The sequence below is a fragment of the Streptomyces sp. NPDC056296 genome (genome assembly GCF_042268605.1).
Taxonomy (GTDB): domain Bacteria; phylum Actinomycetota; class Actinomycetes; order Streptomycetales; family Streptomycetaceae; genus Streptomyces.
Map to the genome: position 1 here is coordinate 1 of NZ_JBHJRX010000104.1, position 11,664 is coordinate 11,664.

Below are 11,664 nucleotides of genomic sequence, written 5' to 3' on the forward strand. Positions count from 1 at the left end.
GGCTCCATCACTACAATCACCACCGCCCCCACACCGCAACCGGCGGCAAACCACCCGTCACCAGGTTGACCAACGTCCCTGGGCAGTACAGCTAGCACTCCGCGCTCGCGGCGCAGCACTGGCTCGCGGCGCAGCACTGGCTCGCGGCGCAGCCCCCAGGCTCAGGGTGCGAAGATCACCAGCAGCCCGAAGCCGACGCCGAGGGCGATGCCGACGATCGCGCAGATGATGCCGGCCAGGGCCTGGCCGCCGTTGGTGGCCTCGCCCCGACCGGCCTTGGCACGGCCGAGCCCGCCGAAGATGACGCCGAGGACGCCGAGGACGATCGCGAGCGGCCAGAGGCAGAAGCCGACGGCCGCGATGATGCCGAGGACGAGGCCTGCCGTGCCCATGCCGTTGCTCGGCATCGGAGCCATGCCGGGCCAGCCGAAGTAGCCCTGCGGCTGCGCACCGGGGTATCCGGCCGGGCCGCCCGGGTGCCCGTACCCGCCCGAATGTCCGTACCCGCCCGGGCCGGGGTAGCCGTAGGCGACCTGGCCGGGGCCGTCGGGCGCGATGGGCGGCGGCGGGACCGCTGCCCGGCCCTGGCCGTACGGCGGCGTCGCGGCCGGGGGCGCGAAGGGGTTGGGCGCACCGGCGGCGGCTGTCGGGGCCGGGGGCGCGAAGGGATTCGGCGCACCCGTAGCGGCCGCGGTCGGGCCCGAGGCCGCGAAGGGGTTGGCGGGGCCGTTCGCCGGCGTCGCGGGGGACGGGGCTGCCCACGGCGGGGTGTCCATGGCCGGCATGGACGTGACCGTCTGCTGGTCGTGGACGGACGGGGCCGACCACGGAGCGGGCCCGCCCGCCGCGAGGGTGCCTCCGGGACCGCCGTCGGGCGTCGCCACGGCACCGTCCACCGGTGGCGCCCACGGGTCTGGGCCCGCCCCGGGTATCGCCGAAGGCCGGTCCTCGGGGACCGTCCCGGGGTGTGACGGCGCAGGGGACGGCTGGGCGCGGCGGTCCGGCGTGCCCGAGGCGTCCGGCGCATGCGACCCGCTCGGCGTGGCCGGCGTGCCCGGCGCGCTCGGCGTACCCGGCGCGCCCGGGGACAGCTGGGCACGACCGTCTGTTGTGCCCGAGACGTCCGGCGCACGCGACCCGCTCGGCGTACCCGGAGCACGCGACCCGCTCGGCGTACCCGGCGCGCCCGGCGTGCCCGGGGACAGCTGGGGGCGGCGGTCCGTTGTGCCCGAGGCGTCCGGCGCACGCGACCCGCTCGGCGTGCCCGGCGCGCTCGGCGTCCCCGGAGCGCCCGGGGACAGCTGGGCGCGGCGGTCCGTTGTGCCCGAGGCGTCCGGCGCACGCGACCCGCCCGCCGTCCCCGGCGCACGCGACCCGCTCGGCGTGCCCGGCGCGCTCGGCGTACCCGGCGCGCTCGGCGTACCCGGCGTCCCCGGCGTGCCCTGCGTTCCCGGCATCCCCGGCTTGTCGAGGCCGACCCCGGCCACCGCGTCCGCGAGGCCCTCGGAGTGCCCGCCGGCCGGGGTCGCCCACGCGTCACCGGCGGCACCGGGCGGAGCCGGCCGCGCGGGATCGTTCCCCGGAGCTTCCGGCGTGTGCGCGTCGGCTCTCGGCGGCTGCGCGTCGTCGGGCATGGCGGGCCCCCCTCTGTCGAACGTCCCGTCATGCTACGGCCCGTCCCCACCCGGCACGGGCCCGGCCTACGATGATCCCGAGTCACCGATCAGCCGATCACCCGCGCCCGGCCGGCCCCGCTCCGGCCCGGAGCGCCGCTGTGGGGAGGAACCCTTGACCGAGCACCTCGTCGACCCCGACGTCCCGCGAGACCTGCACGCCTTCATCGCCGGACTGCCCAAGGCCGAACTGCACGTCCACCACGTCGGCTCCGCCTCCCCGCGCATCGTCTCGGAACTGGCCGCGCGTCACCCCGACTCCAAGGTCCCGACCGACCCCGAGGCCCTGGTCGACTACTTCACGTTCACGGACTTCGCGCACTTCATCGACGTGTACCTGTCCGTCGTCGACCTGATCCGCACCCCGGAGGACGTCCGGCTGCTGACGTACGAGGTGGCCCGCGACATGGCCCGTCAGCAGGTGCGGTACGCCGAGCTGACCATCACCCCGTTCTCCTCCACCCGGCGCGGCATCGACGAGGGTGCCTTCATGGACGCGATCGAGGACGCCCGCAAGGCGGCCGAGGCCGACTTCGGGACCGTACTGCGCTGGTGCTTCGACATCCCGGGCGAGGCCGGTACGGAGGCCGCCGAGGAGACCACGCGGCTCGCCACCGACGACCGGCTGCGCCCCGAGGGCCTGGTCTCCTTCGGACTCGGCGGACCCGAGATCGGGGTCGCGCGGCCGCGGTTCAAGCCCTACTTCGACCGGGCGATCGCCGCCGGGCTGCACTCGGTGCCGCACGCCGGCGAGACCACCGGCCCCCAGACGGTGTGGGACGCCCTGACCGACCTGCGCGCCGAGCGGATCGGGCACGGCACCAGCTCGGCGCAGGACCCGAAGCTGCTGGCGCACCTCGCCGAGCGGCGCATCCCGCTGGAGGTCTGCCCGACCTCCAACATCGCCACCCGCGCGGTACGCACCCTGGACGAGCACCCGATCAAGGAGTTCACGCGCGCCGGTGTGCTGGTGACCATCAACTCCGACGACCCCCCGATGTTCGGCACCGACCTCAACAACGAGTACGCCGTCGCCGCCCGGCTCCTCGAACTCGACGAACGGGGCCTCGCCGACCTGGCGAAGAACGCTGTCGAGGCCTCGTTCCTGGACGCGCCGGGCAAGGCGCGGATCAGCGACGAGATCGACACGTACACCTCCGCCTGGCTCGCCTCCTGAACCGGGTGACCACCATGAGTCCCGCACGCCACCTGACCGCCGTGGCCCACCGCGGCGACCCGTACCGCTACCGCGAGAACACGCTCGACTCGCTGCGCTCCGCGCTCGACCGCGGCGCGGACGCGGTCGAGACCGACGTGCGGCTCACCCGCGACGGCGTGCCCGTGCTGCTGCACGACGAGACGCTGAAGCGGCTGTGGCAGCACGACCGGCCGCTGCGGTCCCTGTCGGCCGAGGAGGTGCGCGGGCTGACGGCGGGCAGGGTGCCGACGCTCGCCGAGGCGTTGGCCGCGACCGACGGCAGCCGGCTGATGCTGGACCTGCCGGGCGGGCCGGACGAGCGGGCGGTACGGCGCGTCGTGGACGTCGTCCGGGAGTGCGGGGCCCAGGACCGCGTGTACTACACGGCGGGCGCCGCGGCCATGCTCGCCGTGCGCGCCGCCGACCCCGCCGCCGAGATCGCCATGACCTGGACGACGACGGCACCGCCGCGGCCCGCGCTGCTCGCGGCGGTGCGGCCGCGGTGGCTGAACTACCGGTTCGGGCTGGTGACCCGGACCCTGGCCGAGCGGGTTCACGGCGACGGCTGCCTGCTGTCGGTGTGGACCCCGGACACCCGGCGCTCCATGCGCCGGCTGATCACGCTGGGCGTCGACTCGATCACCACCAACCGCATCGACACGCTCTGCGCGCTGCGCGACGCCGACGGAGCCACCCGGGTCCCGTAAGGGGTGCCCCGCACAACTCCCGCCCCGTGTAGGGGAATTCCCTGAGTCCGGCTGCGGGGCGGGCACCCTACTCACCGACGATCCGCCACGGGGCGCGGCGCACAAGGATGATCAACGATCCTTCCGCCGCAACCGCCTTCACCCCTGGAGCAGTCGATGCGTGCCCGTACCCACTCCGTTCTCGCCGCCTCCGTGGTCCTCGCCCTGGCCGCGGGCCCGTTGGCGGCCCCGGCCTTCGCCGCGCCGCCCGCCGCGGCTGCCCGCTCCGTCGACCAGGACGGGCCGAACGAGGAAGCGCTGCGCGCCGCCCTCGACGGGCTCCCGAACCAGCACGCCACGGCCGCCCTCGTGCGGGTCGGCGACCCGGACGGCGACTGGCACGGCAGCGCGGACGTGCGCGACCTGGCCGGTGACCGGCCGGCCCACCCCCATGCCCGCTTCCGGGCCGGTTCGGTCACGAAGGTCGTCACCGCCGCCACCGTCCTGCGGCTCGCGGCCCAGGACGAGATCGACCTGGACGCGCCGGTGCAGGGCTACCTCCCCGACCTGTTCACGCCGGAGTTCAATCAGCCCATCAGCGTGCGCCAACTGCTCAACCACACCAGCGGCATCAAGCCGGGCGACGGTCTCGGCGACGACTTCGCGGAGGTGTACGCGCACCGTTTCGAGACCCTCACCCCGCAGCAGGTCGCGGCGTCGGCGATCGCCAAGGGACCGGAGGACTTCACCCCGGGGACGCGGCAGCAGTACCTGAACATCAACTACACGATCCTCGGCCTGCTGATCGAGAAGGTGACGGGGCACTCGTACGCCTCCGTGGCCACGCGCCTGGTCCTGCGCCCGGCCGGCATGCACCACACCTACTTCCCCGGCACCGACCCCCGCATCCGGGGCCCGCACAACCGGGGCTACCAGGCGGTGCAGCAGCCGGACGGCACGACGAAGCTGGTCGACGTGACCGAGTGGAACCAGGCGGACCGCTGGGCGGCCGGCGACATGATCTCCACCACCGCCGACCTCGAGAAGCTGCTCACCAAGCTGTTCCGGGGAAGGATCGTGCCGCAGCCGGAACTGGAGGAGATGTTCACGACCCCGGCGGGCGTCCCGGGCGCGCAGCGCAGCGCGGGGTTGGAGTACAAGGAAGTCGACGGCAAGGTCTTCTGGGGCAAGTCGGGGTCCCGCTACGGATACAGCGCCGTCATCGGCGGCACCCGCAACCTGAGCCGCACCCTCGTCTACTCGGTCAACGCCACGGACGCCAAGAGCGCGGACGCGAACCCGGTCATCGACGCAATCACCGCGGCCGCGCTGAAGTAGCACCCGTCAGCCGCCGCGCCACCACGTGCGAACCCGCCACCGCCGCGCCCGCGAAGCCGAGTCCCACGGCCAGGTCGCGCGGGCGCGTCGCGCGCAGGACGCCGGCGCGGCGCAGCCGGTGGCGGGCCCAGAGGGTGAACGGGACGACGACGAGGGGCGAGGTCGCGGACCCGGGCGTGTAGCCGCGCACCAGCCCCGCCTGGGCCAGGTGGACGAGCCCGTGCAGCCCGAAGGCGTTGAGCGCCGTCTGGTACGCGGCCGACCGGCCGCCGGTCAGCCGGCCCGCGGCGGCCGCGGCGGCCACGACCGCGGCCATCACCCCCACCGCGACGGCGAACTCCCGCCCGTCGGCCGGCTCGGCCTGCCGCCACACGGCCTCCGGCACGGTGGGGAACCGCTCGCGCAGGGCGGGCAGCTCGCTCCGCCACCAGCCCGGCACGGTCGCCAGTTCCTCGGCGTCGTGCAGCGCCCAGGCCGCCAGCAGTCCGAGCGTGACCGCGCTCCCCACCTTTTCATCACGCGTCGAATTCATCACGCCGGTCAGTCTGCTACACCCCCACGATCCCGTTCCACCGCTTCGCGAACTCCGTCCGCTCCCCCGCCGCGATGTCCCGTGCGATCGCGAGCCGTTCGCGCATCGCCGTGTCCGGGAAGATCAGCGGGTCCTCGGCCAGGGCGGCGGTCTCCTCGTCGTCGGAGGAGGCGAGTACGTCCTGTGCGGCGGGGACCGGGCAGACATAGTTGACCCAGGCGGCCAGCTCGGCGGCGACCTCCGGCTGGTAGTAGTAGTCGATCAGCCGCTCGGCGTTGGCCTTGTGGCGGGCCAGGTTGGGGATCATCAGGGACTCCGCCCACAGTTCGGCACCCTCCTCCGGGACGACGAACTCGATGTCCGGGTCGTCCGCCTGGAGCTGGATCACGTCACCGGAGTAGGCCTGGCAGGCCAGGACGTCGCCGCTGGAGAGGTCCTTGATGTAGTCGTTGCCGGTGAAGCGGCGGATCTGGCCCTTGGCCACCTGCCTCTCCACCTGGTCGCACACCGTGTGGAAGTCGTCCGCCGTCCAGTCGGTGATGTCGACGCCGTTGCCCTGCATCAGCAGCGCGAACGCCTCGTCCATGCCGGACAGCAGGGTCACCCGGCCCTTGAGGTCGGCCGCCCACAGGTCGGACACGTGCCGGATCTCCCGGCCGAGCCTGCGGCGGTTGTAGGCGATGCCGGTGATGCCCGACTGCCAGGGCACGGTGAACTTCCGGCCCGGGTCGAAGGCGGGCGAACGCAGCAGCGGGTCGAGGTACTTGGTGACGTTCGGCTGGCGGGAGCGGTCCATCTCCTGCACCCAGCCGAGCCGGACGAACCGCCCGCACATCCAGTCGCTGATGACGATCAGGTCGCGGTCGGTGGGCTGGTGGTTCATCAGGGACGGGCTGATCTTGCCGAAGAACTCGTCGTTGTCGTTGATCTCCTCGATGTACTCGACGGAGATCCCCGACCGCTTCTCGAACGCCTCCAGCGTGGGCCGCCGGCTCGGGTGCTCGTCGTCGGTGTCGATGTACAGCGGCCAGTTCGCCCAGGTCAGCCTTTGCTCGGTGGCGGACCGGTCGGTCGCGGCGCGGTCGCCCGGCGCGATGTAGGCGGCCGGTACACCGCAGCCGGCCAGCGCGCCGAGCGCGGCGGAACCGCCCAGGCCGCGCAGCAGCGTACGACGGGAGAGCGAGGGCGTCTTCGGGAGCAGGGGCATGCCTCGAAGGATCCCGCGCCCGCACTCACCCGGACAATCGACGCTGCGTCGAGCGGGTCGGTCCAGGCCGGACACCCTGTCGACCGGGGCGAGTTCGCCCCGGACGCGGCGCGGGGGGGGGGGGGGGGGGTTTCCCCCCCCCCCCACCAAAAGGGGTGAACGGCCGTGACTTTCTCGTACGGGGCGCGTTCAGTCGCGCTAAGAGATCAAACAGTCACCACGTGTGATGCGGCGGCCATCGCTCGCGGTCAGCTGTTGGGGTAGGCCCAGGCGTTGGGGCGGCAGTCGATTCCGTCGTGGTCGACGAACTTGGTCTGCTGTTGCATGACCGGGGCGAGTTCGCCGTCCTTGTCGCAGGTGACGTGGTTGAAGCCGATGCGGTGGCCGATCTCGTGGTTGATCAGCATCTGCCGGTACCCGTGGATGTCGTCGCCGTACGGTTCCGCGCCCTGCGCCCACCGGTAGGCGTTGATCATGACGCGCTCGGTGGCGGCCGAGTCGCAGGACACGTTGTCCTCGGTGGTGTCCAGGCCCGACTTGGCGCACCAGTCGGCGGTGGTGCCGGGGCTGGCCAGCGTGATCACGAAGTCGGGCTGCCCGGACTGGATGCGCTCGAAGGAGCGGGCGCCGTTGTGGGCCCAGCTCCGGTCGTCGTTGAGCGTCTTGTGCACGGCCTCGGCGAAGAGTTCCCCGTCGAGGCCGAGCCCCTGTTCCACGTCCACGCGGTAGGTGTACTTCTGCCCCGTCCCCGGCCCCTTGTCGATGCCGGTGATCGCGTCGAACTTTCCCGAACCGTCGAGCGTGGCGTCGAGCGGGTACCTCTTCTCCATCTTGTGCTCGTACGTCAGCGGTGCCGCGGTCTCGGAGGCGGAGGGCGTCGGCCGTCCGTCCGCCCGAGACGCGGAGTCGCGGACGTCGCGGGCCTGATCGGTGCCGGACTGCGAGCGCACGTCGTCACCGTCCGCCCCGTCGGCGACCTGGCCGGCCACCACGACCGCCAGCACGGTGGTGACGGCGGCCGCGGCGATGCCGGTGAAGGCCCTGCCCTTACCGCCCTTGGCCGGCGCGGGTTCGCCCGTGGGTGGCGCGTCGTCGGCGCCCGCGTCGCCGCCGTCCCCGCCCGCGGCACTCCAGTCGGTGACGGAGGCGTACGGGTCGGCGGGTTGCGGCGAGACGGGGGCAGGGCGCGGGGGGCGGGGCGTGAAGACGTCGTCGTCCCCACCGAAGGCGTCCAGGTACTCCTGCCGCGGGCCCCCCGGAACCGACTGCCGCTGCCGCGGGAAGGGCGGGCCGGGCTGCCTGCCGGACCGACCGGGCGGCCCGGGGTATCCGGGACCCGAGGGGTGTGAGGGGTGCGAGTGGTGTGAGGGCTGCGAGGGGGCACCGGTGGGCGATCCCGCCGGTGTGCCGGGTCCGGCACCGGCCCGCCCGTTCACGTCGCCCCAGCCGCCACCGGGTTCACGCTGCTCGGGATGACCACCACGGACCCGCGGCACACCATGCGCCGGGGTGCCGCCGGGGACCTCTGGGACACCACGCGCGGGAGTGCCGCCGGGGACCCCTGGGACACCACGCGAGGGAGTGCCGCCGGGGCCCCCTGGGACACCACGCGCGGGCGTACCATCCGCCACCCGCGGAAAACCGTGCGCCGGCGTGCCGTCCCCCACCCTGGGGGACCCATGCGCCGGCGTGCCGTCCGAGCCCACCGGAAAACCAGGCGCAGGCGCCCCGCCCGAAACCGACGGAAACCCACGCGCAGGCGTGCCGTCCGAGCCCACCGGAAAACCACGCGCAGGCGCCCCGTCCGAAACCGACGGAAACCCATGCGCAGGCATCCCGTCCGGAAGCCGTGGGCCCGGACCCGCGTACCCCTGGGGGGCAGGACCGCCCTGGCCGCCCCCGCCCTGGGATCGCCCGCCCCCGCCCTGGGATCGCCCCGATGCCGGTGCCCCGCGGGGCGCCGCGCCGGGTGTTGTCCCGCTCGTCGGCGGTGTCTGCTCCCCCGCCGGAGGCCCGGGCGCCCGGCGGCGGCCCAGCAGGCCGGGCCGGCCCTCTCGTGCGGCGGCGGTGCCTTCGGAGTCGGCCCTGGGGGCGGGTCCGCGGCGGCTGTGGCGTCCCACTTCGCGCCTCAGCCTCCTGTGGTCTGGTTGGCGGGCTCGTCGTCGACGGCCCCGTCGGTCCTCTCGCCGACCGCCGACTCCCCGGCGTCCGCGAGGAGTTCACGGAACGCCGTGGCCACGGTCTCCGGATACTCCATCATCGCCACGTGTCCCGCGTCCGGCAGGGTCAGCAGCCGGGAGTCACGGAAGGCGCGGGCAGCCCGCTGGGCCATGCGGTAGCCGACGAGTTGGTCGCGTCCACCGTAGACCAGCAGCGTCGGTGCGAGAACCCGTTCGGCCTGTCGCCACAGCCCTTGCTGGCCGCCCACCGCGTACGCGTTGACGATCCCGCGGGCGGAACGCGCCATCGCGTCCCAGAAGTACGGCAGCTGCAGTCGCCGCTCCATCTCCTCCACCGCGTTGCGGAAGCCTTCCGACGACACGCGCCCCGGGTCTCCGTAGCAGAGCGCCGTGACGCCGCGGACCCGCTGCTCCGCGGTCCACTCGCGGGTGAGCCGGGTGAACAGCGAAACCACCCCCGGCAACGCCAGCAGCCCCGTCGGCACGGCGCTGCGCTGTACGCGGATCTCCGGCAGCGCGGGCGACACGAGCGTCAGCGTCCGCACCAGGTCGGGCCGCACCGCGGCGACGCGGGTGACGACGGCGCCGCCGAGAGAGTTGCCGAAGAGGTGCACGGGGCCGCGTCCGGCGGCGTCGAGGTGGCGGACGACCGCGCGCGCATGCCCCGTGATCGAGTAGTCGCCGTCGTCCGGTGGCGGGGAGTCGCCGAAGCCCGGCAGGTCGAGGGCCTCGCCGTCGACGACGCCGTCCAGCAACGGCATCAGCGCCGACCAATTCTGCGAGGAACCGCCGAGGCCGTGGACGTAGAGCGCGGGCGGCAGCCCCTCGCGGGCCGGTGGTCTCGAGCGCACCGTCAAGGTGATTCCGGGCAGGTGGACCGACCTGAGCCGCTCGCCGGCCGCGACCTTGACGGCTGCGACCTTCGGCAGCACGTTGGCGGGCGGGACGGACGGCGGCTCGATCGAACGCATGCGGCAATGTTACGAGACGATCACGCAGTAGTTCATGTGTTCGCCGTCACAAGCGCGGGTGCGATCGCGCGGCGGCCGGGTACTGATGCCGGCAGCGCACGGGACGGGCGCGGACGTCGGCGACGCATGGCGTCCGGATCGGGTGTCTCCTAGGCTCATGGAGTGGGCACCCGCGTGTGGCCCCTGCATCTCAGGGACGTTCGTAGGAAGGGAGCCCAGCATGACTGTCGACCCGACCGATCCCGAGACCTTCGACGACGAGTCACAGGAAGCGGAGGAATTCGACGTCGAGGCACCGGCCGCCGACGCCGCCGAGCAGCAGGCGGACCTCGCGCCGGAGCACGACGACCCGTTGACCGGCGTCGATCCGGACCGCGCCAACGAGGCCGACCTGGCCGAACAGGCCCGGGTCGTCTCCCACGACGAGGACGACTACCGCTGAGGCGCGGCCGCGGGCGACCGAGGACGCGGCGCCGGAAGCGGCGAAGAGGCCTGCCGAGCAGGAAGGAGGCCACTCTCTGCCCGGCCTGAACGCTTTTGAAACCTGTTGTGCGGCTATCGCCACCGTCCGGTCCGTGAAATTCTGCGCTCGCACCGCACACACCACGGTTACCGAAAAGTACGATGGCGACGCGGCGCACACCGCACGAGGACGACTATGGGAGGCGGCGTGACAGCCATCGAGCAGACAGAGGCGGTACGCCCGCGGGGCACACGCCTTCCCCGCCGAGCCCGACGCAACCAGCTGCTGGGCGCCGCACAGGAAGTGTTCGTGGCCCAGGGCTACCACGCGGCCGCGATGGACGACATCGCCGAACGCGCCGGCGTCAGCAAGCCGGTGCTCTACCAGCACTTCCCGGGCAAGCTCGACCTGTACCTCGCCCTGCTGGACCAGCACTGCGAGTCCCTGATCCAGTCCGTGCGGAGCGCGCTCGCGTCGACCACCGACAACAAGCAGCGCGTCCGCGCGACGATGGACGCCTACTTCGCGTACGTCGAGGACGACGGCGGCGCCTTCCGTCTGGTCTTCGAGTCGGACCTGACCAACGAGCCCGCCGTGCGCGAGCGCGTCGACAAGGTCACGAACGAGTGCGCGGAGGCGATCTGCGACGTCATCGCGGAGGACACCGGCCTCTCGCGCGCCGAGTCGATGCTGCTGGCCTCCGGCCTGGGCGGCCTCGCCCAGGTGGTGGCCCGCTCCTGGCTGCACAGCGACCGCAGCGTGCCGCGCGACCAGGCGGTCCAGTTGCTGACCTCGCTGGCCTGGCGGGGCATCGCCGGCTTCCCGCTGCACGGCACCGAGCAGCACTGACCGTCACGGCGTGGCGAGCGGCGGCGGGCGTACGGCGGCTCTGTTCCCGTCTCTGTTCCCGTCGGCTGTTCGCTCCTGGCGTTCTCCGACGCAGCGTGTACGTCCCCTCACCGGGCTAATGTGTGCTGGGTACGGCGCGGAAGATCGCGCACTTCACTGACCGTCGGAGGGACATAGCCGTGGAGGTCAAGATCGGCGTGCAGCACGCGCCTCGCGAGATCGTTCTGGAGAGCGGTCAGAGTGCCGAGGAGGTCGAGCGTGTGGTGGCCGAGGCACTCGCCGGCAAGTCGGCGCTGCTGAGCCTCGTGGACGAACACGGCCGCAAGGTCCTGGTGCCGGCCGACCGTCTGGCCTACGTCGAGATCGGCGAGCAGGCCCCCCGCAAGGTGGGCTTCGGCGCGCTGTAGTCGGCGGACGCTGTCGGCGGACCGCAGTCGGCGGACGCGGAACGACGCACGCAGAACGGGAGGGGGACGGGGGGGGCTCACCGCCCGGCCCCCCCCCTCCCCCCCCCCCCCCTCCCCTCCTCTCCCCTCCTCTCGTTTCCTGAAGGAGAAAAAGTTCCCC

General features: G+C 73.3%; 11 protein-coding genes. 6 read left to right on the forward strand and 5 right to left on the reverse strand.

The window, feature by feature from the left end:
* Positions 1-161: 161 nt before the first annotated feature.
* Positions 162-884, reverse strand: coding sequence for a hypothetical protein (locus tag ACFCZF_RS39545; protein ID WP_376675777.1), 723 nt, complete (start codon positions 882-884; stop codon positions 162-164).
* Positions 885-1,788: 904 nt separating this feature from the next.
* Here ACFCZF_RS39545 and ACFCZF_RS39550 point away from each other — a divergent pair.
* The 3 genes from ACFCZF_RS39550 to ACFCZF_RS39560 all read left to right on the forward strand — a co-directional run bounded on the left by ACFCZF_RS39550 (position 1,789) and on the right by ACFCZF_RS39560 (position 4,895).
* A complete protein-coding gene (locus tag ACFCZF_RS39550) occupies positions 1,789-2,850 on the forward strand; it encodes an adenosine deaminase (RefSeq protein ID WP_375920808.1) in 1,062 nt (353 codons plus the stop codon).
* A gap of 14 nt (positions 2,851-2,864) precedes the next feature.
* Complete coding sequence (locus tag ACFCZF_RS39555; protein ID WP_375920805.1) at positions 2,865-3,578, forward strand: glycerophosphodiester phosphodiesterase; 714 nt, start codon at positions 2,865-2,867, stop codon at positions 3,576-3,578.
* A 156-nt stretch (positions 3,579-3,734) separates the two neighbouring features.
* The gene (locus tag ACFCZF_RS39560; protein ID WP_376675778.1) at positions 3,735-4,895 is read left to right on the forward strand and encodes a serine hydrolase domain-containing protein; all 1,161 of its coding nucleotides are present in this window, start codon (positions 3,735-3,737) and stop codon (positions 4,893-4,895) included.
* Here ACFCZF_RS39560 and ACFCZF_RS39565 read toward each other — a convergent pair.
* From ACFCZF_RS39565 to ACFCZF_RS39580, 4 genes are all read right to left on the reverse strand, one after another.
* Complete coding sequence (locus ACFCZF_RS39565; RefSeq protein ID WP_376675783.1) at positions 4,873-5,427, reverse strand: HXXEE domain-containing protein; 555 nt, start codon at positions 5,425-5,427, stop codon at positions 4,873-4,875. The two genes, ACFCZF_RS39560 and ACFCZF_RS39565, sit on opposite strands and share 23 nt — an antisense overlap.
* A gap of 16 nt (positions 5,428-5,443) precedes the next feature.
* Positions 5,444-6,634 (reverse strand): extracellular solute-binding protein, encoded by a 1,191-nt coding sequence (locus tag ACFCZF_RS39570; RefSeq protein ID WP_376675779.1) that lies wholly within the window; start codon positions 6,632-6,634, stop codon positions 5,444-5,446.
* Between the two features lie 248 nt (positions 6,635-6,882).
* Positions 6,883-8,754, reverse strand: coding sequence for a DUF3152 domain-containing protein (locus ACFCZF_RS39575; protein ID WP_376675780.1), 1,872 nt, complete (start codon positions 8,752-8,754; stop codon positions 6,883-6,885).
* A gap of 8 nt (positions 8,755-8,762) precedes the next feature.
* Entirely contained in the window at positions 8,763-9,785 is a 1,023-nt protein-coding gene (locus ACFCZF_RS39580; protein WP_376675781.1) for an alpha/beta fold hydrolase, read from the reverse strand.
* Between the two features lie 220 nt (positions 9,786-10,005).
* Here ACFCZF_RS39580 and ACFCZF_RS39585 point away from each other — a divergent pair, with 220 nt between their 5' ends.
* The 3 genes from ACFCZF_RS39585 (at position 10,006) to ACFCZF_RS39595 (ending at position 11,504) form a co-directional block, all read left to right on the forward strand.
* Positions 10,006-10,227, forward strand: a complete 222-nt coding sequence (locus tag ACFCZF_RS39585; protein ID WP_375923513.1) for a hypothetical protein — start codon at positions 10,006-10,008, stop codon at positions 10,225-10,227.
* Positions 10,228-10,455: 228 nt separating this feature from the next.
* Positions 10,456-11,097: a TetR/AcrR family transcriptional regulator gene (locus ACFCZF_RS39590; protein ID WP_375923510.1), complete on the forward strand. Its 642-nt coding sequence runs from the start codon at positions 10,456-10,458 to the stop codon at positions 11,095-11,097.
* Between the two features lie 179 nt (positions 11,098-11,276).
* Entirely contained in the window at positions 11,277-11,504 is a 228-nt protein-coding gene (locus tag ACFCZF_RS39595; RefSeq protein WP_121749090.1) for a DUF3107 domain-containing protein, read from the forward strand.
* The last annotated feature ends 160 nt before the right edge of the window (positions 11,505-11,664 follow it).

Excerpts from the sequence above, each read along its gene's own strand:
- ACFCZF_RS39580 (WP_376675781.1), bottom strand. The coding sequence starts at position 9,785 with ATGCGTTCGATCGAGCCGCCGTCCGTCCCGCCCGCCAACGTGCTGCCG.
- ACFCZF_RS39570 (WP_376675779.1), bottom strand. The coding sequence starts at position 6,634 with ATGCCCCTGCTCCCGAAGACGCCCTCGCTCTCCCGTCGTACGCTGCTG.
- ACFCZF_RS39585 (WP_375923513.1), top strand. The coding sequence starts at position 10,006 with ATGACTGTCGACCCGACCGATCCCGAGACCTTCGACGACGAGTCACAG.
- ACFCZF_RS39560 (WP_376675778.1), top strand. The coding sequence starts at position 3,735 with ATGCGTGCCCGTACCCACTCCGTTCTCGCCGCCTCCGTGGTCCTCGCC.
- ACFCZF_RS39555 (WP_375920805.1), top strand. The coding sequence starts at position 2,865 with ATGAGTCCCGCACGCCACCTGACCGCCGTGGCCCACCGCGGCGACCCG.
- ACFCZF_RS39565 (WP_376675783.1), bottom strand. The coding sequence starts at position 5,427 with ATGAATTCGACGCGTGATGAAAAGGTGGGGAGCGCGGTCACGCTCGGA.